Annotated in this window: 24 protein-coding genes and 5 tRNA genes; 17 read left to right on the top strand and 12 right to left on the bottom strand. The window is 57.3% G+C overall.

The window, feature by feature from the left end; genetic code table 11:
* Positions 1-118: 118 nt before the first annotated feature.
* The 3 genes from F3J36_RS00760 (at position 119) to agp (ending at position 2,212) form a co-directional block, all read left to right on the top strand.
* Positions 119-206: transfer RNA gene (locus F3J36_RS00760), tRNA-Ser, on the top strand.
* Between the two features lie 39 nt (positions 207-245).
* Positions 246-333, top strand: a tRNA-Ser gene (locus F3J36_RS00765).
* 256 nt (positions 334-589) lie between these two features.
* Positions 590-2,212, top strand: coding sequence for a bifunctional glucose-1-phosphatase/inositol phosphatase (gene agp, locus F3J36_RS00770; RefSeq protein ID WP_211072795.1), 1,623 nt, complete (start codon positions 590-592; stop codon positions 2,210-2,212).
* A gap of 119 nt (positions 2,213-2,331) precedes the next feature.
* On the opposite strand, the gene F3J36_RS00775 is transcribed toward agp, so the two are convergent.
* Genes F3J36_RS00775 through wrbA form a run of 3 tightly spaced genes read right to left on the bottom strand, consistent with a single transcriptional unit; the run spans position 2,332 to position 4,608 of the window.
* Positions 2,332-3,705 carry an NAD-dependent succinate-semialdehyde dehydrogenase gene (locus tag F3J36_RS00775; protein ID WP_166718662.1) on the bottom strand — a complete coding sequence of 458 codons (1,374 nt, stop codon included), beginning with the start codon at positions 3,703-3,705 and terminating at the stop codon, positions 2,332-2,334.
* A gap of 52 nt (positions 3,706-3,757) precedes the next feature.
* Positions 3,758-3,988 (bottom strand): YccJ family protein, encoded by a 231-nt coding sequence (locus F3J36_RS00780; protein ID WP_021508292.1) that lies wholly within the window; start codon positions 3,986-3,988, stop codon positions 3,758-3,760.
* A gap of 20 nt (positions 3,989-4,008) precedes the next feature.
* Complete coding sequence (wrbA, locus tag F3J36_RS00785; protein WP_021508291.1) at positions 4,009-4,608, bottom strand: NAD(P)H:quinone oxidoreductase; 600 nt, start codon at positions 4,606-4,608, stop codon at positions 4,009-4,011.
* Positions 4,609-4,920: 312 nt separating this feature from the next.
* Here wrbA and F3J36_RS00790 point away from each other — a divergent pair, with 312 nt between their 5' ends.
* Together F3J36_RS00790 and F3J36_RS00795 are read left to right on the top strand one after the other, a co-directional pair.
* The gene (locus tag F3J36_RS00790; RefSeq protein ID WP_010616548.1) at positions 4,921-5,085 is read left to right on the top strand and encodes a general stress protein; all 165 of its coding nucleotides are present in this window, start codon (positions 4,921-4,923) and stop codon (positions 5,083-5,085) included.
* Positions 5,086-5,195: 110 nt separating this feature from the next.
* Entirely contained in the window at positions 5,196-6,110 is a 915-nt protein-coding gene (locus tag F3J36_RS00795) for a DMT family transporter (protein WP_058775397.1), read from the top strand.
* Here the strand turns inward: F3J36_RS00795 and rutG are convergent.
* The 6 genes from rutG to rutA are packed head-to-tail and all read right to left on the bottom strand — an operon-like array spanning position 6,107 to position 11,053.
* Positions 6,107-7,432, bottom strand: coding sequence for a pyrimidine utilization transport protein G (rutG, locus tag F3J36_RS00800; protein ID WP_021508289.1), 1,326 nt, complete (start codon positions 7,430-7,432; stop codon positions 6,107-6,109). The two genes, F3J36_RS00795 and rutG, sit on opposite strands and share 4 nt — an antisense overlap.
* Positions 7,433-7,477: 45 nt before the next feature.
* Complete coding sequence (rutF, locus tag F3J36_RS00805; protein WP_058769583.1) at positions 7,478-7,999, bottom strand: NADH-dependent FMN reductase RutF; 522 nt, start codon at positions 7,997-7,999, stop codon at positions 7,478-7,480.
* A gap of 14 nt (positions 8,000-8,013) precedes the next feature.
* Positions 8,014-8,814: a pyrimidine utilization protein D gene (gene rutD, locus F3J36_RS00810; protein ID WP_166718663.1), complete on the bottom strand. Its 801-nt coding sequence runs from the start codon at positions 8,812-8,814 to the stop codon at positions 8,014-8,016.
* On the bottom strand, positions 8,814-9,209 hold the full coding sequence (gene rutC / locus F3J36_RS00815; RefSeq protein WP_021508286.1) for a pyrimidine utilization protein C: 396 nt from the start codon (positions 9,207-9,209) through the stop codon (positions 8,814-8,816). Before rutC ends, rutD begins: the two co-directional genes overlap by 1 nt.
* Before the next feature lie 42 nt (positions 9,210-9,251).
* A complete protein-coding gene (gene rutB / locus F3J36_RS00820; protein ID WP_141496467.1) occupies positions 9,252-9,962 on the bottom strand; it encodes a pyrimidine utilization protein B in 711 nt (236 codons plus the stop codon).
* Positions 9,962-11,053, bottom strand: a complete 1,092-nt coding sequence (gene rutA / locus F3J36_RS00825; protein ID WP_058759710.1) for a pyrimidine utilization protein A — start codon at positions 11,051-11,053, stop codon at positions 9,962-9,964. Before rutA ends, rutB begins: the two co-directional genes overlap by 1 nt.
* 308 nt (positions 11,054-11,361) lie before the next feature.
* Between rutA and rutR the strand changes: the two genes are divergently transcribed.
* Complete coding sequence (gene rutR / locus F3J36_RS00830; RefSeq protein ID WP_031279844.1) at positions 11,362-11,997, top strand: HTH-type transcriptional regulator RutR; 636 nt, start codon at positions 11,362-11,364, stop codon at positions 11,995-11,997.
* 25 nt (positions 11,998-12,022) lie between these two features.
* Complete coding sequence (locus tag F3J36_RS00835) at positions 12,023-12,997, top strand: metal-dependent hydrolase (protein ID WP_166718664.1); 975 nt, start codon at positions 12,023-12,025, stop codon at positions 12,995-12,997.
* Positions 12,998-13,038: 41 nt separating this feature from the next.
* Here F3J36_RS00835 and cycA read toward each other — a convergent pair whose 3' ends face one another.
* Entirely contained in the window at positions 13,039-14,430 is a 1,392-nt protein-coding gene (cycA, locus tag F3J36_RS00840; protein ID WP_132465259.1) for a D-serine/D-alanine/glycine transporter, read from the bottom strand.
* A 286-nt stretch (positions 14,431-14,716) separates the two neighbouring features.
* Between cycA and F3J36_RS00845 the strand changes: the two genes are divergently transcribed.
* The gene (locus F3J36_RS00845; RefSeq protein WP_058769587.1) at positions 14,717-15,415 is read left to right on the top strand and encodes an extensin family protein; all 699 of its coding nucleotides are present in this window, start codon (positions 14,717-14,719) and stop codon (positions 15,413-15,415) included.
* Between the two features lies 1 nt (position 15,416).
* Here F3J36_RS00845 and F3J36_RS00850 read toward each other — a convergent pair whose 3' ends face one another.
* Positions 15,417-16,091: a DUF4396 domain-containing protein gene (locus tag F3J36_RS00850; RefSeq protein WP_088516446.1), complete on the bottom strand. Its 675-nt coding sequence runs from the start codon at positions 16,089-16,091 to the stop codon at positions 15,417-15,419.
* Positions 16,092-16,630: 539 nt separating this feature from the next.
* Between F3J36_RS00850 and sdiA the strand changes: the two genes are divergently transcribed.
* Both sdiA and F3J36_RS00860 read left to right on the top strand, forming a co-directional pair.
* Positions 16,631-17,353 carry a transcriptional regulator SdiA gene (sdiA, locus tag F3J36_RS00855; protein WP_021508278.1) on the top strand — a complete coding sequence of 241 codons (723 nt, stop codon included), beginning with the start codon at positions 16,631-16,633 and terminating at the stop codon, positions 17,351-17,353.
* A gap of 124 nt (positions 17,354-17,477) precedes the next feature.
* Complete coding sequence (locus tag F3J36_RS00860; protein WP_031279842.1) at positions 17,478-18,089, top strand: acyl-homoserine-lactone synthase; 612 nt, start codon at positions 17,478-17,480, stop codon at positions 18,087-18,089.
* Positions 18,090-18,120: 31 nt separating this feature from the next.
* Here the strand turns inward: F3J36_RS00860 and F3J36_RS00865 are convergent, their stop codons facing one another.
* A complete protein-coding gene (locus F3J36_RS00865) occupies positions 18,121-18,348 on the bottom strand; it encodes a DUF2594 family protein (protein ID WP_010616664.1) in 228 nt (75 codons plus the stop codon).
* A 434-nt stretch (positions 18,349-18,782) separates the two neighbouring features.
* Here F3J36_RS00865 and uvrY point away from each other — a divergent pair, with 434 nt between their 5' ends.
* The 7 genes from uvrY to F3J36_RS00900 all read left to right on the top strand — a co-directional run bounded on the left by uvrY (position 18,783) and on the right by F3J36_RS00900 (position 23,435).
* Positions 18,783-19,442, top strand: coding sequence for a UvrY/SirA/GacA family response regulator transcription factor (gene uvrY / locus F3J36_RS00870; protein ID WP_021508277.1), 660 nt, complete (start codon positions 18,783-18,785; stop codon positions 19,440-19,442).
* Positions 19,435-21,267, top strand: a complete 1,833-nt coding sequence (uvrC, locus tag F3J36_RS00875; protein WP_021508276.1) for an excinuclease ABC subunit UvrC — start codon at positions 19,435-19,437, stop codon at positions 21,265-21,267. Before uvrY ends, uvrC begins: the two co-directional genes overlap by 8 nt.
* A 68-nt stretch (positions 21,268-21,335) precedes the next feature.
* Positions 21,336-21,884, top strand: a complete 549-nt coding sequence (gene pgsA / locus F3J36_RS00880) for a CDP-diacylglycerol--glycerol-3-phosphate 3-phosphatidyltransferase (protein WP_021508275.1) — start codon at positions 21,336-21,338, stop codon at positions 21,882-21,884.
* A gap of 151 nt (positions 21,885-22,035) precedes the next feature.
* A tRNA-Gly gene (locus F3J36_RS00885) sits at positions 22,036-22,111 on the top strand.
* Between the two features lie 43 nt (positions 22,112-22,154).
* A tRNA-Cys gene (locus tag F3J36_RS00890) sits at positions 22,155-22,228 on the top strand.
* Positions 22,229-22,239: 11 nt separating this feature from the next.
* Positions 22,240-22,325 (top strand) — tRNA-Leu (locus F3J36_RS00895).
* Between the two features lie 441 nt (positions 22,326-22,766).
* Positions 22,767-23,435 (top strand): hypothetical protein, encoded by a 669-nt coding sequence (locus F3J36_RS00900; RefSeq protein WP_247653120.1) that lies wholly within the window; start codon positions 22,767-22,769, stop codon positions 23,433-23,435.
* Positions 23,436-23,441: the final 6 nt, after the last annotated feature.

Below are 23,441 nucleotides of genomic sequence, written 5' to 3' on the forward strand. Positions count from 1 at the left end.
TCACTGAGCAGAATGACGATTAAGACGGCAAAAAAATCATTTTTGACTGTTTTTCAGGCGAACGAATCAATGGATGCTTTACATCGTTCGGGGGGATGTTTATAGTGCGCCTCATTGCGGAGGGGTGGCCGAGCGGCTTAAGGCAGCGGTCTTGAAAACCGCCGATGGGAAACCATCCGAGAGTTCGAATCTCTCCTCCTCCGCCACTTCACACTCTCGCAGTGTGAGGTGACAAAAAGATTTCAGGAGGGATGGCCGAGTGGCTTAAGGCAGCGGTCTTGAAAACCGCCGATGGGAAACCATCCCAGAGTTCGAATCTCTGTTCCTCCGCCATATAAGAGAAGCCCGCAGCGATGCGGGCTTTTCGCTTTTCTGCTTTCCATCCTTCTGAAAAACATCCTGAAGCTTTTCAATCTGCTGCCGTAACCCGACGGCCAGCGCGTTTACTGCTATAGTCGATGCACGGTTTTTGCAAACATCTGGCGATTTTCTCAGGCAAGCTGGGTTACACTGTGCGGTAATTCGCTCTTTGGCGAGCTAATCGCTTGAATGCCAGAGTGTTTCCCTGATGAATTATGGAATAGGCACAATGATCAAGAAACTGAGTCTTTGCGCGCTGTCAGTGATCGCGGCGCTGCCGATGGGTATGAGCGCTTATGCCGCGGATGGCGACATGCAACTGCAGCAGGTCCTGATGCTGAGTCGTCACAACCTGCGTGCCCCGCTGGCCAACAACGGCAGCGTGCTGGAGCAGGCGACGAAAAAAAGCTGGCCGCAGTGGGATGTGCCCGGCGGTGAACTGACCACCAAAGGCGGCGTGCTGGAAGTCTACATGGGTAACTACACCCGTCAGTGGCTGGCCCAGCAGGGGCTGGTACAGAACGGCACCTGTCCGGACAGCAGCAACATCTTTGTCTATGCCAACAGCCTGCAGCGCACCGTTGCGACGGCGCAGTATTTCGTCACCGGTGCTTTCCCGGGCTGCGATATCGCTGTCACCCATCAGGATGCGATGGGCACCATGGACCCAATCTTCAATCCGGTAATCACCGATGGCAGCGAAGCGTTTAACAAGAAAGCGCTGGCGGCGATGACCGCAGCCAATGAGAAGCTGGCGCTGAAGCCGGCCTTCCAGCGGCTGGAAAAAATCGTCGATTACAAATCAGCCCCGGCCTGTAACGGTAAGAAACAGTGCGATCTGAGCAGCGGCGACAACACCTTTAGCGCGGAAAATGGCAAAGAGCCCGGCGTCAATGGCCCGCTGAAAGTGGGTAACTCGCTGGTCGACGCCTTCACGCTGCAGTATTACGAAGGTTTCCCGGCGGATCAGGTTGCCTGGGGACAAATCAAAACGCCGGAACAGTGGAAAGAGCTGGCGGCGATCAAGAATGGCTATCAGGATGCGCTGTTTACCGCGCCGGAAGTGGCGCGTGACGTTGCCGCACCGCTGGTGGATTACATCCGCAGCCAGCTGGTCGATCAGGATAAAGCCACCGCGCCAAAAGTCACGCTGATGGTCGGACACGATTCGAATATCGCGTCATTGCTGAGCGCGCTGCAGGTTAAGCCATACGAGCTACCGGGTAACGACGAGAAAACCCCGATCGGCGGCCAGGTAGTGTTTGAACGCTGGCACGATGCGAAGAACAACAAAGACCTGCTGAAAGTGGAGTATGTCTATCAGACGGCGGATCAGCTGCGTAATGCCGATGTGCTGAGCCTGAAGAACCCACCGAAGCGCGTTACGCTGCAGCTGGCGGGGTGTGACACTGACGCCAACGGCTACTGCAGCTGGGATCAGTTCACCAGCGCGCTGAACAACGCGCTGCAGGGTACACCGCTGCAGCCAGCCGCACTGGCATCGGCCGCCCAGCCTGCTGCCGCGCCGGCAGCCAGCGATGACGCACAGGCCAAAGCGGATCAGGCCAGCGCGGATAAAGCGGCAGCTGACAAAGCCGCAGCTGATAAAGCTGCAGCGCAGAAAGCCGCTGACGCCAAAGCCGCTGAGGAAAAAGTGAAGGCGGACAAGGCCGCGGCGCAAAAAGCGGCGGACGACAAAGCCAAAGCTGAGAAGGCCAGCGCTCAGAAGGCCGCAGACGAGAAGGCGAAAGCCGATGCTGCAGCGGCGCAGAAAGCCCAGGCTGAGGCAGCGCCGGCGAAGCCGGAGGCGGACGCGAAACCCGCGCAACAGCCGGCAGCGGCCAGCAACTAAAACGCCAGCAGGGTCGCCATGTGCGGCGACCCTGCTGTGTTGTTACCGGCTGCGCATTGACGCGCACCGCAGTCAATCGAATAAAACCACCGTTCAGTTCAACGGTGGTTTCATGCCGTTTAACCGGCTACTACGACCAGTTTCTGGTTAGCAAACTCCTTCAGCCCGAGATCGGACAGTTCACGGCCATAGCCGGAACGCTTCACGCCGCCGAACGGCAGCTCAGCCGCGGTATCGCTCTGCGAATTGATAAACACCATGCCGGTCTCAATCTGCGAAGCCATATTACGCCCGCGCGCAATGTCCCGCGTCCACACGGAACCGCCCAAACCGTAGTGTGAGTCGTTGGCCAGCGCCACGGCAGCACGGTCGTCCGCCACCACATACACCTGCGCCACCGGGCCGAAAAACTCCTGATAGTAAGCCGGGTTATCCGGCGTCAGGCCGGTCAGGATGGTTGGCTGGTAGTAGCAGCCGACGCCGTCGATTACCCGTCCGCCGCACTCCACGCGTGCACCATGCGCCACCGCCTCGTCCACCTGTTTCACCAGCCGGTCACGTGCATCCTGTGACGACAGCGGCCCCAGCGTGGTTTTTTCATCTAACGGATCGCCGGGCGTAGCGGATTGCAGCGCCGCGCTAAACTTAGCCATAAAGCTTTCGGCAATCTTTTCATGCAGAATAAAGCGCTTGGCCGCGGTACACACCTGACCGCAGTTGCTGAGCCGGGCCTGCGCCCCCTGGCGCACCGCTTCATCAATGTCGGCATCGTCCAGCACCACAAACACATCGTTACCACCCAATTCGAGCGTGGATTTTTTCAGGTGCTTACCGGCCTGCTCAGCCACCGCGCTGCCGGCGCGCTCTGAACCGGTGAGCGCCACACCCTGCACGCGCGGATCGGCAATCAGATCGGCCACCTGCTGATTAGAGATAAACAGATTGGTCCACGCGCCCTGCGGCGCACCGGCTTCCAGCACCAGCTTTTCAAACACGTCGGCGCAGTGCGGCACAATGTTGGCATGTTTCGCCAGCACCGGATTGCCCAGTGCCAGGTTCGGTGCCAGCACGCGCATCAGCTGATAATAGGGAAAATTCCACGGCTCGACGGCCACCACTACGCCAATCGGATGGTATTCGAGCCAGGCGTCACCGACATCGCTGGGATAGGGCTGTGCCTGCAACAGCCTTGCCGCGTGTTCGGCGTAATAGCGCGCGATGCTGGCGCAGATTTTTACTTCGCCGCGGCTCTGGCCAATCAGCTTACCCATCTCTTTGCTGGCAATAGTGGCCAGCTCTTCGCTGTGCTGGTCGATCAACTCTGCCAGACGCTGCAGCACCTGCAGACGCGGCTGAATATCGCCTTTGCTCCACGGCGAATGGTAGAGCGCATCGGCGGTGTGCAGCGCCTGCTGCGCGTAGCTGTCATCGTGTGATGGCCAGGTTTTCAGCAGCTGATTATTGGCCGGATTAATGCTTTGATAGGCTGACATAAAGGCTCCCTGACGGCTAAAAATGAGAAGGCGGGACATGCCCGCCTGTGCTTCAGATGTTTTTACGTTCGACCGGCTTATCGTCCCACGTCAGGACGTCCTGGTCGGTTTTCTCAAACGCGCGGAATAACACCTCATCGCTGCCTTGCTGGCGCCAGATCTCTTCGGCAAGCCGTTCGTCATAATTCGCCACTTCGAAAATTGCTTCAGCGATTTCCGGTGAGGTGTGACGTAAGGTCGCCCATTCGCCCACGTGGTGAGCTTTAAACTGTTCTGTTGCCATAACTCTCTCCTGTTGGGAATTTATCCTTTCAGTTTTACCGCCAGACCGGCGACGTATTGGCCCTGATAACGGGCAATTTCCAGTTCTTCCGCCGAGGGCTGGCGCGATCCATCACCGCCCGCCAGCGTGGTTGCGCCATACGGCGTACCGCCACGCACCTGCGAAATATCAAACAACTCTTTGGTGCCGTAGCCGATGGGCACAATCACCATGCCGTGATGTGCCAGGGTGGTCCACACCGAGGTGATAGTCTGCTCCTGACCGCCGCCAGTGCCGGTAGACGCAAACACGCTGGCAATCTTGCCGTACAGCGCGCCAGAGGCCCACAGGCCGCCGGTGCGGTCCCAGAAATTACGCATCTGACCGGACATGTTGCCGAAGCGCGTCGGGGTGCCGACGATGATGGCATCGTACTGCGGCAGATCGTCCGGTTTGGCTTCCGCCGCCGGCTGGTTAACCTTCCCGCCGACCTGAGCAAACCGTTCGGCATCCATACTTTCCGGCACGCGCAGAATGGTGACTTCGGCACCGCTCACGCTCTTCGCACCGTCCGCCACCGCGTTAGCCATGGTTTCGATATGTCCGTACATGGAGTAATAAAGCACCAGAATTTTTGCCATCGTGTTTTCATCCTGTGGTGTAAGGAACAGAAAGAAGTATAGAAGAGGCTGCGCGCTATGCTGGTCAGCCATTGAACAGTCACGGAGATCGCGCTGCGACTTCTGCCGCTAACCGCTTGTTTTTCAGCTGAATATCTCGTCATAAAAACGATGCTAAGCGGTTTATCTGTTGCAAAGTATGAATATGTGCCTGATTGTGCGCATCCATTGGCTATGCTTTAAGCGGGTGTGGCGAGATATTACGCACCTGACCTGACACTGTTAGCGCAGTGAAATGTCTTCACCACCTATGCTCAATACCTGGAGGAAATGATGGCTCAACATCGTGGAGGATCAGGCAACTTCGCGGAAGATCGCGAAAGGGCCGCGGAAGCGGGTCGTAAAGGCGGTAAAAACAGCGGCGGGAATTTCAGAAATGATCCGCAGCGTGCTGCCGAAGCAGGTGAAAAGGGGGGACGCAGCCGCGCGAAAAAATAGTGCGTCTGTGACGGTATCCCCGGCCGCCGGGTACGCCCGGCGGTTACAATGATTGCAATTTGCCCGGCTAATCAGCAAAAATGTGCGCCAGTCCTCTATTCTGGTGCGTTATGTCTGCTTCCACTTCCCGCCTCAGCCTGCGTATTACGCGTCAGGAGCTGGTACTTATTTTTATCACGATGGTCTGGGGTGGCACCTTTCTGGTGGTGCATCGCGCCATGGCGCATTCGGGGCCGTTCTTTTTTGTCGGGCTGCGTTTTGCTACCGCCTCGCTGCTGCTGGCCTTTTTCTTTCGCCGCTATTTGCGTCACATTACCTGGCTGGAAATCAAAGCGGGTACGCTGATTGGCGTGGCGATTGCCGGTGGTTACGGATTGCAAACCTGGGGTATGCAAACCATTTCCAGCAGCCAGTCGGCGTTTCTGACCGCGCTTTACGTGCCGGTGGTGCCGCTGTTGCAATGGCTGTTTCTGCGCCGGCCGCCGGGCCTGATGGCGTGGCTGGGCATTTTGCTGGCGTTCACCGGTCTGGTGCTGGTGGCAGGTCCGCAGGATGGCAGCCTGACGCTGAATGCCGGTGAGATCGCCACGCTGCTCAGCACCCTCGCCATTGCCGCCGAGATCATTCTTATCAGCCGCTACGCCGGACAGGTCGATGTGCGCCGCGTGACGCTGGTACAGCTGCTGGTGGCCTCGGCCTGCGCCTTCGTGCTGATGCTGCCCAACGGCGAATCTTTACCCACGTTATCGGCGCCGCTGCTGTTCAGCGCGCTGGGCCTCGGCGCGGCCAGCGCGCTGATTCAGGTCACCATGAACTGGGCGCAGCGCAGCGTCTCGCCGACGCGCGCCACGGTGATTTATGCCGGCGAGCCGGTGTGGGCCGGTGTGGTCGGACGCATTGCCGGCGAACGGTTACCGGCCGCGGCGCTACTGGGCGGCGCACTGATTGTCTGCGGGGTGATTGTCAGTGAACTGCGCCTGCGGCGCAAAAAAGCGGTGCCGGAGCAGGCACCGCAGAAGCCTTAAGGCTGCGGGCGCGCCGCCGGCTGGGTCAGCGCGGCACCGCGTCGCTGCAGAATTGCGTTGAGGATGATGGCACCGAAGGTGGCCGTGCCGATGCCGCCGAGGGTAAAGCTGCCAATCTTCAGCGCAAAATCCCCGGCGCCGAGCACCAGCGTGGTCGCCACCATAATCAGATTGCTGTTCTGGCTAAAATCGACATGGTTTTGCACCCAGATACGTGCGCCGGCCACGGCGATTAAGCCAAACACCACAATTGAAGCGCCGCCAATCACCGGGCCGGGAATGGTGTGGATGAGCGCGCCGAACTTAGGCGAAAAGCCCAGCACCAGCGCAATCAGCGCCGCAGCGACAAACGCCAGCGTGGAGTAGACTTTGGTCACCGCCATCACGCCAATGTTTTCGGCATAGGTGGTGACGCCGCTGCCGCCGATGGAGCCGGACAGCATGGTTGCCAGGCCGTCACCGACGAACGCGCGTCCCATCCACGGATCGAGATTACGCCCGGTCATGCCCGCCACCGCTTTAATATGGCCGAGGTTCTCCGCCACCAGAATAATCGCCACCGGTGCGATCATCACGATTGCCTGCATATCAAATACCGGCGCGGTGGTGTGCGGCAGACCAAACCATGCGGCGCTGGCCACGCGGCTGAAATCCACCGGCTTGCCGAAGCCCATCACGTTGGTCAGCAGAGCGTACAGCGCCCAGGCGACAATCAGTCCGACCAGAATCAGCAGCCGCTGCACCATGCCGCGGGTAAATACCGCCACCAGCCCGATGCACAGCACCGTCATCACCGCCATCCAGCTATCAAACATCGAGGCGGAGACGCTGTGCACCGCAATCGGTGCCAGGTTAAGGCCGATGGCCATCACTACCGCGCCGGTTACCACCGGTGGCATCAGCCGTTCAATCCAGCCGGTACCCACTTTCATCACCACCAGGCCAATCAGCGTGTAGAGCGCGCCGCAGGCAATAACGCCGCCCAGCGCCAGCGCCAGGTTGGGATTGAGCCCCTGACCGTTGAAGCCGGTAATGGCGATCACCACGCCGACAAACGCGGCGCTCGATCCGAGATAACTCGGCACGCGACCACCGGTAATGACAAAGAACAGCAGGGTGCCGATACCGGAAACCAGAATCGCCAGATTGGGGTCCAGCCCCATCAGCAGCGGCATCAGCACCGTTGCGCCAAACATTGCTACCGCATGCTGCAGGCCCAGCACGAACGTCTGCCCGAGCGGCAGGGTTTCGTCCGGGGCAATCAGCCCGTTATCGCTCATGGCTGACTTTTTCTGCCAGCGGGGGAACCAGGAACTCGCCATCGTCTTCTCCAGGGTAGTGGTCGAACCGGGCCGCACGGTGCGGCGTTAGCGGGCGTCCTGCCGTGAAAGGGCATGGTAGCGACGGTCAAACCACATCAGACCGGGCTGGGCATCATGGCGCTCCAGCGCCATCACGTTGCAAAACAGAATGTCGTGTGTCGCCACGCTGACGACCTGCGTGATGGTGCAGTCGAACGCCATCAGCGCCCCCTGCAGCAGCGGTGCGCCGCTGCGCTGCGTGTGCCAGCGGGCGGCGGCGAAACGTTCGGTCATCGGGGTTTTGCCGCCAAACAGCGTCGACAATGACTCCTGCCCGGCGGCCAGCGTGTTCACGCACAGCACGCCGTTATCGCGGAAGAGGGGCCACACCGACGCGTTGCGATTGAGGCAAACCAGCAGCGTCGGCGGCGTATCACTGACGCTGCACACCGCGGTGGCGGTAAAACCGGCGCGTCCGGCGGGACCGTCAGTGGTGATGATATTGACCGCCGCGCCCAGGCCGGACATGGCATCGCGGAAAGCCTGCTGGCTCACTTCGGGCAGCAGGGGCAGTTCATGTACGCTCATCATCGGCTCCGTGATTAGCTGGCGCGGCGAGCCGGCGTGGCGGTGTCCGCCAGCCAGCGCAGCAGCAGCGCATTGAAGTTGTCGGCATCGGTCACGCTCATGGCATGGCCGCCCCACGGCATCTCAATCAGGCTGCCGTTGGGCAGCGCCTGCGCCAGCTGTGGCGAGCAGCTCCACGGCACCAGCAGGTCATCCTGACTGCATATCGCCAGCACCGGCTGGGTGATTCGCGAGGCGTGCGGACGGAAATCGGCCGATTTCAGCGCGTGCAGACGCCGTAGCAGGTTCTCCATGCCCTGGAAATGCGCCACGTGATGCACATCCTCCGCGCTGATGCGCGACTGATGGCGTGCCAGCCATTCGGCCGGATAAAGAAACAGCGGCTGCGCGCGCACAAACGCTTCCACACCAACGTTGAGCAGCAGATCCTGGCGCACCTGGAAGCAGCGCTCGGTGTGGGCATCCAGCGCCAGCCAGCCGTTAATCACCACCACGCGTCCCACGCGCTGCGGATAATCGAGCGCCAGCTGCAGGCCAATCAGCCCGCCAAGCGCATGGCCCACGATGTCATACTGTTCGATGCCGTGCTTCGCCAGCGCGTCGGCCAGTTCCGCCGCCATCATCGCCATGCTGTAACCTTCCGGCAGCGTATCGGGGCTGCGACCGGTACCGCGCTGATCGTAGGTCACCACGCGATAGTGCGGCGTCAGTGCCGCCAGCTGCGGTTGCCAGAAAGCGGCCACGCCGCCCAGCCCGGACGACAGTACCAGCGTCGGCGCGTCGGGCGCGCTTAATCCCTGTATGTCCAGATGCATTACGCCTCCTGCCGGCCAATGTGTGCCACGCTGGCGATTTCAATCAGCGCATCGGGTTTCACCAGACCGCACTGAATACAGAAGCGCGCCGGTTTGTCGCCGGGAAAATAGTCGGCATACACCTGGTTTACCGCCGCGTAGTTGCTCCAGTCGGTGATGAAAATCGAGTTGAAAGTGACGTCCTGCAGGCTGCCACCGGCGGTCTCGATCACTTTTTTGATGGTCTCCAGCACGTGGCGGGTTTGCGCCGCCGCATCCCCGACGTGCACCACGTTGTTGTCGGCATCGAACGGCAGCGTACCGGAAACGTACACCACGCCATCGGCTAAGGTGCCGGGTACAAACGGAGCGATCGGCGTCGTGGTGCCGGGAGGAATAATCACTGTTTTAGGCATGACTCAGAGTCCTTATTATTAAGCGTGCAGGTGAAACGGCGGTTACGATTTAAGCGCCTCGCAGAAGGTGTCGGTATCGCTGACCCAGCCAAAAAAGGTTTCAATGTTGAACAACGCCGCCTGTTGAGCAAACGACGGTCCGGCCTGGTGGGTGGCATCGGCCAGCACCACGCCGAAATACTCGAGGAAAAAGCCGTCGCGCAGCGTCGATTCCACGCAGACGTTGGTGGCAATGCCGGTAAACACCAGATGACGAATACCGCGGCTGCGCAGCATGCTGTCGAGCGGCGTGTTGAAAAAGCCGCTGTAGCGCGGTTTGGGCAGCACGATATCGCCGGCTTGCGGCACCAGCTCATCCACCAGCGCATAATCCCAGCCGCCTTTTGCCAGCAGGGTTCCGTGCAGCTCCGGCCGCTGACGCATGGTTTTCAGCGCGTTGGATTTATGGAAATTAGGCGAACCGGCGTCACCGGCTTCGACATACTGATTATCCCAGCCGTTCTGGAACCAGATGATCTGCATTCCCGCCGCGCGGGCGGCGGTAACCGCCTGATGAATCCGGGCGATAACCGGCTGGGTAGCGGAGACATCAAACCCGGCCAGATCGAGATAGCCGCCCTGGCTGGCGTAGGCGTTCTGCATATCCACCACAATCAGCGCGCTTTGCGCCGGCGGCAGGGCGATGGCTTCCGGGCGCGCCGGCAGAGTCACTGCAGGCTGGCTGCTGCTGTGGGCACAAACGACGGTATTCATTATGCAACCTCCTTATGGGCGTCAATCAGCGCGCGGCGGCACGCCATCAGCGGCTGGATACGTTCACCAAAATCTTCAATGCCCTGCAGGAAATCATCAAAGGTCAGCAGCACGCCTTCGGTGCCTTCCACCAGCGCCACTTCATCCAGCATGCGTGCCACGCTGGCATAGGAGCCGACCAGTGTGCCCATATTGATGTTGACGGCAGAGGTCGGATCGGCCATCTGGCGCACATTGGTGTCGCTGCCGGATTTAGTGTCCTGCTGGCTCTGCGTGGTGAGCCAGGCGAGGGCTTCCTCGTCTGCGCCGGCTTTGTAGTGTTCCCATTTGGCGCGCGCGGCTTCGTCGCTTTCGGCGGCGATAATCATAAACAGCACGTAGGAACCGACGTCGCGCCCGGTTTTGTCCGCGGCCTGTTTCATGCGTGCGGCGGTAGGTGCAAAGGCGGTCGGGGTATTGACGCCCTTGCCGAAGCAGAAGTTGTAATCAGCGTATTGCGCCGAAAAGGCCATGCCGGCATCACTTTGCCCGGCGCAAATCACCTTCATCGGCTTCTGCGGCTGCGGACTGACGCGACAGTCGTTCATGGTGAAGAACTCACCTTTGAAGTCGCTCTGGCCAGTGCCCCACAGGTCGCGCAGCACCGTGACATACTCCGTCAGGTAGTTGTAGCGGCTGGCAAAATATTCATCGCCCGGCCACAGCCCCATCTGCTCATACTCCGGCTTCTGCCAGCCGGTGACCAGATTAACGCCGAAGCGGCCGCCGGAAATGGAGTCGATGGTGGCGGCCATGCGCGCCACGATGGCGGGCGGCAGCGTCAGGGTGGCGGCGGTGGCGTAGATTTCAATGCGTGAGGTCACCGCGGCCAGCCCGGCCATCAGGGTGAAGGACTCCAGGTTGTGGTCCCAGAATTCGGTTTTGCCGCCGAAGCCGCGCAGCTTAATCATCGACAGGGCAAAGTCGAAGTGATAGTGCTCAGCCTTGAGCACTATCGCTTTGTTGAGCTCAAAGGTCGGCTTGTATTGCGGGGCATGCGTGGAGATGAGCCAGCCATTGTTGCCAATCGGAACGAAAACGCCAATTTTCATGTGAAACCTCTCTGCATTGAACATGGATTGCTTCACGCGCTGCGTTGCTTCCTGCACGCATCCTGCGGGCGGCGCTCGATCACAAAATTGCAAAGCCTGTGCCACAATTTTAAAAGTGATACATAACAATCAGTTAAAATTAGCGATGTGGTGAATCCTGAGTGACTGGTCCAAAACAGACCATCTGGTCAAAACAAATTGCACGTTTTTCATGCGTCACCTGAGCGAAAAAGGTGCAGGGCACAGCATTAGGCAGGAAACAGGGCGTTTGTTATGATGCGATTTCGCAGGATGGAAGAGGTAACAGTGTGAAAAGCGATGAAAAAAAGCCAGGACGCCGATCGCGGGCCGTTGCGGCGAAACGGGCAGCTATTCTGGAAGCGGCATTGGCCTTCTTCTCGCAGTTTGGCATTCACGGCACCAGTCTGGATAAAGTGGCTGAGCGCGCGGACGTCTCAAAAACCAACCTGCTTTACTACTATCCGTCAAAAGAAGTGCTGTATGTGGCGGTACTGAAAGAGATTCTTGATGTGTGGCTGGCGCCGCTGCGTGCGCTGCGTCATGACCAGGATCCGCTGGTGGCCATCCGCAACTATATTCGTCTCAAGCTGGAAGTGTCGCGTGACCACCCGCAGGCATCCCGCCTGTTCTGTCTGGAGATGCTGCAGGGCGCGCCGCTGCTGAAGGGCGAGCTGGCGGGGGATTTAAAAGCGCTGGTGGATGACAAAGCAGCGATTATCGAACAGTGGATCGCCGAAGGGCGTATTGCCGGCGTGCAGCCGCAGCATCTGTTCTTTCTGCTATGGGCGACCACGCAGCACTACGCTGATTTCGCGTCCCAGGTGGAAGCCATCACCGGCCAGACGCTAAACGATGCGGAATTTTTTGCCCAGACGCTGGATAACGTTCAGCGCATGATCATTGAAGGGATCCGCGTGCGCTGATCCCCGTGGCTGACCAGGAGAGTGCATGGATTCGCTATCACAACTAACGCTGGGCGCGGCGGTGACCGTGGCCGTAATGGGCAAACGCGTGCCGCTGTGGCAGGCGGCGCTGGCGGGGGCGGTCGCGGGCACGCTGCCGGACCTCGACGTGTTTATCGACCACGGCGATGCCATTCGCAACATGACGCTGCACCGCACCGAGAGCCACGCGCTGCTGTGGCTGATGCTGGTGGCACCGTTATTTGGCTGGCTGGTGGCTGGCGCGACGCGCAGCCGGCAGCACTGGCGCGCCTGGTGCCTCGCCATCTGGCTGGCACTGATCACGCATCCGCTGCTGGACCTGACCACGGTGTACGGCACGCAACTCGGGCTGCCGCTGACCGATTACCCGTTCGCCATCGGCAGCATGTTCATCATCGATCCGCTCTACACGCTGCCGCTGCTGATCGCCCTGATCGTCGCACTGTGGCGGCGGGATGCGTGCGGGCTGCGCTGGAATCAGGCCGGATTGCTCATTAGCACGCTGTACCTGGGCTGGAGCATGGTGGCGCAAAGTGTTGCTACCCGGCATATTGAGCACCAGCTGACGCAGCAGGACGTGCAGCCGCAGCAACTGCTGGTGACGCCCACCGCGTTCAACACGCTGGTGTGGCGCACGGTAATTATCACGCCGCAGCGCTACGGGGAAGCCTGGTGGTCGCTGCTGTCGCCCGATCGTCCCTTACAGATCCGCTGGTACGATCGCCATCCCGCGCTTTTTGCCCCGTTTAAAGGCCAGTGGCACGCGGAACGCGTTGCGTGGTTCAGCCATGGATTTTATGCCATGCGCCAGCAGGGCAACGACACGCTGATCGTGGATTTGCGCATGGGGGAAGAGCCGGATTACACCTTTACCTTTAATCTCGGTCCCGCCGCAGCGCCGGCAGCAGCACCACAGCGGGAAGATTCGCTGCGGCCGTCACTGGCGCAGGCGTGGCACAAATTCACAGAACGCTTATAACGAAAAAGGCCCGGATAACCGGGCCTTTTCGTTTACGTGGATCAGGCTTTACGCCGGCGTAGCAGCCAGCCCATGGTCAGCACCACAAACCACAGTGGCGTCACCATCAGCGCCTGGCGGGTATCTTCCTGCAGGGTCAGCAGCACCAGCACAAAGGCAAAGAAAGCCATGCACACCCAGCACATCAGCTTGCCGAGTGGCATTTTGAAGCGTGACGCCGCATGACGCTGCGGATGCTGTTTGCGGTAGGCCAGATAGCTGCACAGGATAATGGTCCAGACAAACATAAACAGAATCGCCGAGACCGTGGTCACCATGGTGAAGACCGTCATCACATCCGGAATCAGATAGATCAACGCCACGCCAGCCAGCAGACACAGGCAGGAAAAGAACAGGCCGGTGGTCGGCACCGCGCGCGCCGAGAGACGGCCAAACGCCTTATGCGCCACGCCCTGTTCCGCCAGGCCATACAGCATGCGGCTGGTGGAGAAGATGCCGCTGTTGGCTGAGGAGGCCGCGGAGGTCAGCACCACAAAGTTAACGATGCTGGCAGCGGCCGGCAGGCCAATCAGCACAAACATTTCAACGAACGGACTGCGATCCGGCATGACCTGGTTCCACGGCGTCACCGCCATGATCACCAGCAGCGCCAGCACGTAAAACATGATGATGCGCAGCGGGATCGCGTTGATGGCGCGCGGCAGAACTTTATGCGGATCTTTGGTCTCCGCCGCCGCCGTACCCACCAGTTCAATGCCGACAAAGGCAAACACCGCAATCTGGAAGCCGGCAAAGAAACCGCTCAGCCCTTTCGGGAACATGCCGCCGTGATCCCAGATATTGCTCAGCGCCGCGTGGCTTCCGTTCGGCGAAGGGTAGTGCAGGCTAACCAGCACAATACCGGTGATGATTAACGCCACGATGGCGACAATTTTGATAATGGCGAACCAGAACTCCATCTCGCCAAACAGTTTTACCGTGGCGATGTTCAGGGCAAGGAAAACAAACACGCACAGCAGCGCGCTCATCCAGATCGAGAAGTCCGGGAACCACAGCTGGAAATAGGCGCTGATCGCCACCACGTCGGCGATGCCGGTCACCACCCAGCAGAACCAGTAAGTCCAGCCGGTGAAATAACCGGCCCACGGACCGAGCAGGTCGGCGGCAAAGTCGCTGAAGGATTTGTACTCAAGGTTGGAGAGCAGCAGCTCACCCATGGCGCGCATCACAAAGAACAGCATAAAACCGATGATCATATAGACGAAGATGATCGACGGACCCGCCAGGCTGATGGTTTTACCGGAGCCCATGAACAGACCGGTGCCAATGGCACCGCCGATAGCGATAAGCTGGATGTGACGGTTATGCAGGTTGCGCCGGAGTTTTTCCGGCTGTTCGGCCTCAGCAGGCGCCGCTTTAGATTGATCAACCATAAAAATATCTTTCCTGTCTTGATGTTGTGTCAGCTCTGCTGGCTGTTGAATAACGTGCTGTTGCACAGGGCAAGAGGGCATAAGATAGAGGAAAGGCGGCCACTCTCGGTAATGGTTTTTAAACCTTTGTGCCCTTTTGCGTGCTTTACCGTGTCAGTAAATATTTACATGGCGCGCCGTGCCGTCATTTTGCGTAAATGTTCTGCAAATGAGCCGCTTGCACCACGCAGCGCTGCGCAGGGTTCTACACTTGTCATTTCGATGAACCCGGAAAAAGTGAGGCAGCGTGCGCGCATTGCTCGCGATAGTGCTGCTGGCCCTGTGCGGCTGGTGGAGTTTACCCTGGCTGAAAACGCATCTGCCGCCACAGTGGAATCCGTTTATACCGCTCCAGGTTACCGATCCGCCAGGCTGGATGACGCGCTACAAGCTGCAGCGGCTGAGCAGCGATCCGGCCGCGTGTCTGGCGGTGATGCGCGCGGCCAGCGCGCAGGGCAGAGTCAGTTTCCGTGAGGTGCCGCCGCTGCAGGGCGATTGTCCGATTGATCAACCGCTGCGCATCAGCCGCTTCGGTGAGGTCACGCTGAGCAGCAGTTTTCTTGCCAGCTGTCCGATGGCGGTGGCCAGCACGCTGTATGTTACGCGCAGCAATGCGGCGCTGCAGCAGGCCGGCATTACCTCGCCGCTGCGCCGCATCGCGCACGTTGGCAGTTACGCCTGCCGCAATATTTATCACCGCCAGGAAGGACGCCGCAGTGAACACGCGACGGCGGAGGCGTGGGACATCACGGGGTTTCAGCTGGCGGACGGGCGCTGGCTGCAGGTAGGCAAAAACTGGCAGCAACCGCCGCAGGCCGCTGCCGGTTTGCACGCGTTATGGCGCAACGGCTGTGCCAGCTTCGGTAATGCGCTGGGGCCGGATTACAATGCGGCGCATGCCAGCCATTTCCACCTTGGCATGCGCGGCGCAGGCTTTTGTCGCTAAACTACACCGCCGGGTTTAATCCGCGTTTGATGAGGAAATGATTTGCCGGCCAGGAGAAAATAAATCCGGTGAGCATCGCCAGCTGTAACATAAACCAGAAGGCGCTGAGCAGGGGATTGAGCTGTTGATTAAGCACATATTTTAGGGCCAGCGTCATAAAGATAAAGATTCCCGTTTGATAAATCAGCAGCGGAAAGGTTTCTGTTTTCAGCGCTAATAATAACGTACGGACAATAGAAAGTTGTTCCCGCTGGCGAATGGCCAGAAACTGAAAAAATAATCCCGCCAGTAACGAAATCATCACGCAAATAACCGCCTGTAACCACAGCGCCGGGCTAATAGCAAAATGCTTGAGCAGAGTGACTATTGGCAGGGTGATGATGTCGCCGAATATACAGGCGGCGGCAGAGAGCGAAGTGGAAATAAAAATGGTTTGCCAGCTGGCATAACCGGTTAATCCGGGTGGCAGCAGCAGCGCCAGTTTTCGCTGACGTGACGGTTTACGCCCGAGATACCACCATGCCAGCCAGCCGAAAAACGGCATGTACAGCCCGGTGAGCGGCCAGATGATATTCATGACCGCCAGCGGATGCGGGTGACGCAACAGATCTTTAGCGATCATCAGGGCGGTACACATGCCCACGACCAGAAAGGGTAATGCCAGCTGGTTTAACATAGTCAGTCCCACTCAGTTTGCTGAAATCGCGCCAGCCTGCGGAGCTATGCTGGTGCCTGCCACCTTGCGCCTCTGCTAAAGCGTAGCTGGAAAAGACGGTGCCGGAAATGTCTGCCACAGGGGCACGGCAGGGAAACACTGCAGAAATAACTGGAATTAAGCCGCGCTGCGGACTTAATCAGCAGGAAGATTATGACGGGCGGTATAAAAAAGGGAAATGGCAAAGATAATAGCGATTAATGATGAGGCGAATGTTTTATCTGCGAAGTCTGGCGTTTAATCAACAGGACGATTGAAAATTCTTCAGAAAAATCTTATTCTGATTCTCACGACTTATCATCCTGATGGTGCCGCTGGCAAACGCACCATAGTTTAATTTCTCATTTGGGTAACATATTGACAACAAGGTAGTTATCACTTTTTGCCCGCAATGCCGCTCTGGTTTCAATCAATATTTTTTCTCTGGTTAATTTATTTTTTACATTAATCGGCACAGATATCCTGTTATGAATAAGGCGTGAAACAGCGCCAGGGCAATAATGACCATCGATAATTATTTCGTCTGGCGAGGCGAAACTGAAAAAGAATTTCAGGCGCTTTCTGAAGTGCTGCAATTGAAATCGCTGCTGCAAAAACATGTTGAGGCCCTTGGATTTGATGCTTTTGCCTTTTTGGTACAGCATCCGGTGCCTTTTACCCGACCGCGTATTTTTCTCTTTAGCACCTATCCGCAGAGCTGGGTGAAACGCTACGAGAGTGAAAATTACTATGCGGTGGATCCGGTGTTAATGCTCTGCCAGCAGCCCGGTCGCGGCGTGGAGTGGACGCGTGATTTATTTACCGGCGCAGGCAATTTATGGGCAGAAGCCAATGCAGCAGGGCTGGTAAGTGGCTTTTCATGCTCGGCAATGGCGCTAAATCGTGCCATTGGTATATTATCTATAGCATCGCAACAACCCAGCCAGACCCAGCACAGACGCGTTGAGCTGGAGGTGCAACTGCACTTCCTGGCGGAACTGAGTTTGCGTGTGCTGGACCGTCTGAATGACGGCTCAATGGTGGTGTTATCGAATGATTTTAGTCAGCGCGAGCTGGAAATATTGAAATGGACAGCGGAGGGAAAAACCTCAGCCGAAATTTCCCTCATTCTGGCTATTTCTGAACACACGGTAAATTTTCACCAAAAGAATATGCAAAAGCGTTTTAATGTTTCCAATAAAACGCAGATTGCCTGTTATGCCGCAGCCATCGGCCTGATATAGCGAAAAGGCAACTACTAATTTTAGTAGTTCCTAAGCCGCAGTCAGTTGTCTACCCTGCGCCGGAAACTCCGCCAGGCTGGCGCTTAATAAATCATTGCAAACATGGGGATGTCAGGGGCGCATGATGAAAATAATTCAAACACAGCTAAAGGATATGCCGTCCTCTTTGCTGGCCGAGTTGGGCACCTATCGTTACAGCGTCTTTGCGCGTGGCGAGGGCTGGTCAATTCCGCCGCGACTCAGCACGCCGGGGCAGGAGTACGATCGCTTCGATCGTTCCGATGTCACCTGGCTGATTGCCTGGACTGCGCGTCAGGGCATTTGTGGCTGCGCACGTCTGTTACCGTGGCACGAGCCTGAAGTGCCGGAGGGCATGGTGCTGCCTTTTGATCAGCAAAAAGTGTGGGAAATGTCGCGCTATTCGGCCCGCCTTGAAGTGGATGCCGAACTGCCGCTGAACATCTTATGGCATTCGGTACAGCTGGCAGAGCTGAGCGGGATGGAGTATTTGATCAGTTCGGCCACGCCGATGCTGGAGAAAATGTTTGAGCAGCATCAGGTGGTGTACGAGCCGCTCTCGCCGGGACTGATCCAGTCAGAAGACAATCTGTTTGCCATTCGTATTCCGGTGCAGCAGCCGGCGCTGGCGGAGAAGTATCGCGGCACGCGTCGCTTCAGTCCGGAAGAAGTGCTGCCCTCGCTGGGCGTGTCGGTCAACTGGCAGTCACACAGCTAACGCCCCGCGCAGGATGCGCAGGGCACGCCGCTTACTGACGGTAGGCGGTTTTAATCTGGCGGATGGTGTTGCTGAACACCTCGGCCTGCGGTTTATCGGCCAGCGCGGACTGAACGTAGCGCTCCATGTTGATGATCACCTTACCGGCATCAGCCTGGCCCATGCCTTTCAGGATCAGCGTCACCATCATTTTCAGGCAGGCAACTTCATCCGCCAGCGCCTGGGTATCGCGCGATGTTACGAAATCTTCATCACTCATCATTATCTCCTTTGTGGAATGACCTTGTGCGCACACATTCTTCCCGTGCATAAAAAACAGAGTATATCATACGCTTGATGGAAGAATTTAGGCCACATCATCGACCCGCGCGCAGACGGTTAATTAATTGCGCCGTTCGTTATTTTTTGTGCGCAAAAAACTTCCACGGAAAGATTATTTTTTTTGTGCTGCCGGCGGGAAGAAGCGAAGGCGGGTTATAAATTATAACTTAATGATATTAGTCACATTTTAACAATTTTATTCCAGTATGGTATTGCATCAGCTAAAAAAAACCATCACTGCTGCCTGCTATTTGACATGGGTCATTGGTTTTGAGATTTATCTGGCGCCCCTGATGTTCTTTCCACGCGAAACCCGGTAAGATAACGCCCCTGAAATATATTTTCCCCCACTAACCTGCGGAGTACGTCCCGTTGATCAGCCTGCTTCTTGTTGATGACCATGAACTGGTACGCGCCGGTATTCGTCGCATACTGGAAGATATGAAGGGACTGGTGATTGCCGGGGAAGTGGCCTGTGGTGAGGATGCGGTAAAATGGTGCCGCACTCATCCTGTGGATGTGGTGCTGATGGACATGAACATGCCCGGCATTGGCGGACTGGAGGCGACGCGCAAAATCGTGCGCTTCAATCCGGATATCCGCATCATCATGCTGACTATCCACACCGAAAATCCCCTGCCAGCGAAAGTCATGCAGGCCGGTGCGGCAGGTTATCTCAGCAAAGGGGCGGCGCCGCAGGAAGTGGTCAGCGCCATTCGCTCGGTGCACGCCGGTCAGCGTTACATCGCCTCTGATATCGCTCAGCAGATGGCGCTGAGCCAGATTGAGCCGCAGCGCGCCGAATCACCGTTCAGCTGTTTGTCGGAAAGGGAATTGCAGATTATGCTGATGATTACCCGAGGGCAAAAGGTGACGGAGATTTCCGAGCAGCTTAACCTGAGCCCGAAAACCGTTAATAGCTACCGCTATCGCATGTTCAGCAAGTTGAACATCAGTGGTGACGTAGAGTTAACGCATCTGGCCATACGCCATGGCCTGTTCAATGCGGAGCCGTTAATCAGTAGTGAGTGACGTTTTCAATCCTAAAGCCTTTCTCAGCACCGTGACCAGTCAGCCCGGCGTCTACCGCATGTATGACGCGACAGGCACGGTGATCTATGTTGGTAAAGCCAAAGACCTTAAAAAACGCCTGAGCAGCTATTTCCGCACGCAGGTGGGAAGCCGTAAGACCGAAGTGCTGGTCAGCAACATCCATAATATTGATGTCACGGTCACCCATACCGAGACCGAAGCGCTGCTGCTGGAGCACAACTACATCAAATTGTATCAGCCGCGCTACAACGTGCTGCTGCGCGACGATAAGTCGTACCCCTATATTTTCCTTAGCGGCGATCCGCATCCGCGCCTGGCGATGCACCGCGGTGCCAAACACGCCAAAGGCGAATACTTTGGTCCGTTTCCCAACGGCTATGCGGTGCGTGAAACCCTGGCGCTGCTGCAAAAGGTGTTTCCGATTCGCCAGTGCGAGAACAGCGTCTACCGCAATCGCTCGCGTCCGTGCCTGCAGTATCAGATTGGCCGTTGCCTCGGCCCCTGCGTCGCCGGCCTGGTGAGCGAAGAGGAATATGCGCAGCAAACCGACTATGTGCGGCTGTTTCTGGCCGGTAAAGACGATCAGGTAATTAATCAGCTGGTGCAGCGTATGGAGCAGGCCAGCGTGGGCCTGCGCTTCGAGGAGGCGGCGCGCCTGCGGGACCAGATTCAGGCGGTGCGGCGGATTACGGAGAAACAGTTCGTCTCCAATCAGGGCGATGATCTCGACGTGATGGGCGTGGCCTATGACGCCGGCATGGCCTGTCTGCACGTGCTGTTTATCCGGCAGGGCAAAGTGCTGGGCAGCCGCAGCTATTTCCCGAAGGTGCCCGCAGACACGGAACTCACCGAAGTGGTGCAGACGTTTGTCGGACAGTTTTATCTGCAGGGCAGCGAAGCGCGTACCTTACCGGCGGATATCCTGCTGGACTTCAATTTGCCTGAGCGGGAACTGCTGGCCGCATCGCTGAGCGAACTGGCCGGGCGCAAGGTCAGCATTCAGAGCAAACCGCGCGGCGACCGCGCGCGCTATTTGAAGCTGGCGCGCACCAATGCCGCCACGGCACTGACGACGCGGCTGGCGCAGCACTCGACCATCCAGCAGCGTCTGGCAGCGCTGGCGGCGTTCCTCAAACTGGAGCAGATTAACCGCATGGAGTGTTTCGACATCAGCCACACTATGGGCGAACAGACCATCGCGTCCTGCGTGGTGTTCAACCGTGACGGCCCGCTGCGCGCTGACTATCGCCGCTACAACATTGAAGGAATTACCCCCGGTGATGACTATGCGGCGATGAATCAGGTGCTGCGCCGTCGTTACGGCAAGGCGCTGGAACCGGAAAAGATCCCGGATGTGATCCTGATCGATGGCGGTAAAGGGCAGCTGGCGCAGGCGCAGCAGGTGTTTGCGGAACTGGATGTGCCATGGGATAAAAACCGGCCGATTCTGCTCGGCGTGGCAAAAGGCAGCGACCGTAAAGCCGGCCTGGAAACGCTGTTCTTTGCGGCGGAAGGCGAGGGCGTTTCGCTGCCGCCAGACTCGCCGGCGCTGCATGTTATCCAGCACATTCGTGACGACGCTCACAATCATGCAATTTCGGGCCACCGGAAAAAACGCGCCAAAGTGAAGAACACCAGCGCGCTGGAGAGCATTGAAGGCGTCGGACCCAAACGGCGTCAGCAGCTGCTGAAGTACATGGGCGGCCTGCAACCGCTGATGAATGCCAGCGTCGATGAGATCGCTAAAGTACCGGGTATCTCCTTCGCCCTGGCGGAAAAAATCTACTACTCGCTGAAACACTAACATTGAAACAGGGTGGGCAATGTAGGAACATACGTTAAATCCTACTCACACCAGACAGTTACTGGCATATGCAATTTAACATTCCGACGTGTCTTACCCTGTTTCGAGTTGTTCTGATCCCGTTCTTCGTGCTGGCGTTCTATCTGCCATTTCACTGGGCTCCCTTCGCGACGGCGCTGCTGTTTGTCATTGCTGCGGTCACTGACTGGTTTGATGGCTTCCTCGCGCGTCGCTGGAAGCAGACAACACGTTTTGGTGCCTTTCTCGATCCGGTCGCTGACAAAGTGATGGTGGCGATGGCGCTGGTGCTGGTCGCCGAGTATTTCCACGCCTGGTGGATCACGCTGCCGGCCGCCACCATGATCGCGCGTGAAATCATCATCTCGGCCTTACGTGAGTGGATGGCGGAGATTGGCAAGCGCAGCAGCGTGGCGGTGTCGTGGATTGGCAAAGTGAAGACCACGGCGCAGATGCTGTCGCTGGTGGCGCTGCTGTGGCGTCCGGACGCGACCGTAGTGGGCGTTGGCGTGGTGGCGTTGTACATCGCAGCGGTGCTGACTTTCTGGTCAATGTTCCAGTATTTAAGCGCGGCACGCGGCGATTTGCTCGATAGCTGATCGATGCGATTCAAAAAGCAGCAAACGGACGCAGTGTGTGGATAATTCTATTGACTCGTTGCGTCAGATAAGTAGAATGCATCGCATCGAACGGCAGCAGGGCTGCAAGAAGCTGAATAAAATCAGCAAGTTCGGTGAAGCATAAGCAAATGCGGGAATAGCTCAGTTGGTAGAGCACGACCTTGCCAAGGTCGGGGTCGCGAGTTCGAGTCTCGTTTCCCGCTCCAGATATTGCAATACGTCGCAGACGGCTTGCACCTCAGATTAAAAGGCGCGTTGGCAGAGTGGCCATGCAGCGGATTGCAAATCCGTCCACCTCGGTTCGACTCCGGGACGCGCCTCCAGTTTACACCCTGCCCGGGTGGTGAAATCGGTAGACACAAGGGATTTAAAATCCCTCGGCTTATGGTCGTGCGGGTTCAAGTCCCGCCCCGGGCACCATATTTAATACCGAATAAAATCAAAGCAATAAGTAGCAATGTCGTGACCGCCCAAGGGCGGTTTTTTTGTGCCTGAAAATTTTTCCTAATATCACTTCATAATATCAAACGGTCTACTTCTGCCCGCCAACCACAACCATTGTAACCATCACGTTCTTTCGATCATGCGCAGCCAGGTGTTCAACATTTTGATGCTGAAAATGATGATAGAGATCGCAATTGATAGCGGGGAGGTGGGCACTTGTCCCCGCTCGCATTTACGACAAGGACGTCCAGAAATTATCTGCCACCTATCGCTTACCCGCTCAAAGTTATGCTCCAGGGCGCAGATGAGGTAGGGGCACATGATTTGGGTTTGCTGATGACGCAACGGGGAGTAATCTTGAATTGTCGCTCTGACATTCAGTGGTACTACCGCAAGTCTGTTAAAAACGAGGGAACGATGATGATTGCAGAAACCGCAACGAAAGAACCGGGTAGATATTACACCTTCCAGTCGCCATTACCGGCTGATGTATTTTTTGAACTTCGGCCCCGGACATTGCCGTATAACGCACAACCCATACTGGATGAAACCAGTGGCATGTGTATTGGTTATTCAGTCGCACAGGCCCCAGGACTGTGGCAGATATATGATACACAGGGTCACTTTCTGCGCCTGGAAGAGGCTCCTCTTGAAGCCCCCTTGATTGATCCCACCGATATTGCGCTTATCGCTTTTGGCGTTTTCCGTATTTTTCGCGCGGGCCGCGTACTTTTTGAAACTGCTACGCGCGCGGCTGTCAGGGTGAAACTTAGTCAGGCGACTATCATGTTTCTTCGTGCGCGGTTAAAAACCGGTTTATCTGCTGGTAACCTTAAAATGACAGAAACAGCAGCCCGGCATATGTATGAACCGGGGCGCTATGTTCCATTACATATCCAGGAAAAAGCTATCCGTTACGGCAGGCGTATGGCGGATCCCCGTAAAGGCGAAGGGATGTTTCGCTACGAAACTGAGATGTATAAACTCAATCGCAAGCTAAACATAACAGAGTATAAAAAATACACTCTTGAGGTTGTGGTGCGAGAGTCAGACTGGACGATCACCCATTTTAAATATTTTGATTAACCTGCA

Source organism: Pantoea sp. Cy-640 (assembly GCF_011752635.1).
Classification (GTDB): domain Bacteria; phylum Pseudomonadota; class Gammaproteobacteria; order Enterobacterales; family Enterobacteriaceae; genus Pantoea; species Pantoea dispersa.

What these genes read in the sequence shown, in the direction of transcription:
- F3J36_RS00790 (WP_010616548.1), top strand. Translation starts at nt 4,921, where the DNA reads ATGGCTCAACATCGTGGAGGATCAGGCAACTTCGCGGAAGATCGCGAA.
- rutC (WP_021508286.1), bottom strand. Translation starts at nt 9,209, where the DNA reads ATGCCTAAAACAGTGATTATTCCTCCCGGCACCACGACGCCGATCGCT.
- rutB (WP_141496467.1), bottom strand. Translation starts at nt 9,962, where the DNA reads ATGAATACCGTCGTTTGTGCCCACAGCAGCAGCCAGCCTGCAGTGACT.
- F3J36_RS00900 (WP_247653120.1), top strand. Translation starts at nt 22,767, where the DNA reads ATGATGATTGCAGAAACCGCAACGAAAGAACCGGGTAGATATTACACC.
- rutG (WP_021508289.1), bottom strand. Translation starts at nt 7,432, where the DNA reads ATGGCGAGTTCCTGGTTCCCCCGCTGGCAGAAAAAGTCAGCCATGAGC.
- rutF (WP_058769583.1), bottom strand. Translation starts at nt 7,999, where the DNA reads ATGAGCGTACATGAACTGCCCCTGCTGCCCGAAGTGAGCCAGCAGGCT.
- agp (WP_211072795.1), top strand. Translation starts at nt 590, where the DNA reads ATGATCAAGAAACTGAGTCTTTGCGCGCTGTCAGTGATCGCGGCGCTG.
- F3J36_RS00775 (WP_166718662.1), bottom strand. Translation starts at nt 3,705, where the DNA reads ATGTCAGCCTATCAAAGCATTAATCCGGCCAATAATCAGCTGCTGAAA.
- F3J36_RS00850 (WP_088516446.1), bottom strand. Translation starts at nt 16,091, where the DNA reads ATGTTAAACCAGCTGGCATTACCCTTTCTGGTCGTGGGCATGTGTACC.
- F3J36_RS00780 (WP_021508292.1), bottom strand. Translation starts at nt 3,988, where the DNA reads ATGGCAACAGAACAGTTTAAAGCTCACCACGTGGGCGAATGGGCGACC.
- sdiA (WP_021508278.1), top strand. Translation starts at nt 16,631, where the DNA reads ATGACCATCGATAATTATTTCGTCTGGCGAGGCGAAACTGAAAAAGAA.
- pgsA (WP_021508275.1), top strand. Translation starts at nt 21,336, where the DNA reads ATGCAATTTAACATTCCGACGTGTCTTACCCTGTTTCGAGTTGTTCTG.
- F3J36_RS00865 (WP_010616664.1), bottom strand. Translation starts at nt 18,348, where the DNA reads ATGAGTGATGAAGATTTCGTAACATCGCGCGATACCCAGGCGCTGGCG.
- wrbA (WP_021508291.1), bottom strand. Translation starts at nt 4,608, where the DNA reads ATGGCAAAAATTCTGGTGCTTTATTACTCCATGTACGGACATATCGAA.
- F3J36_RS00795 (WP_058775397.1), top strand. Translation starts at nt 5,196, where the DNA reads ATGTCTGCTTCCACTTCCCGCCTCAGCCTGCGTATTACGCGTCAGGAG.
- F3J36_RS00835 (WP_166718664.1), top strand. Translation starts at nt 12,023, where the DNA reads ATGGATTCGCTATCACAACTAACGCTGGGCGCGGCGGTGACCGTGGCC.
- F3J36_RS00860 (WP_031279842.1), top strand. Translation starts at nt 17,478, where the DNA reads ATGAAAATAATTCAAACACAGCTAAAGGATATGCCGTCCTCTTTGCTG.
- rutD (WP_166718663.1), bottom strand. Translation starts at nt 8,814, where the DNA reads ATGCATCTGGACATACAGGGATTAAGCGCGCCCGACGCGCCGACGCTG.
- cycA (WP_132465259.1), bottom strand. Translation starts at nt 14,430, where the DNA reads ATGGTTGATCAATCTAAAGCGGCGCCTGCTGAGGCCGAACAGCCGGAA.
- rutA (WP_058759710.1), bottom strand. Translation starts at nt 11,053, where the DNA reads ATGAAAATTGGCGTTTTCGTTCCGATTGGCAACAATGGCTGGCTCATC.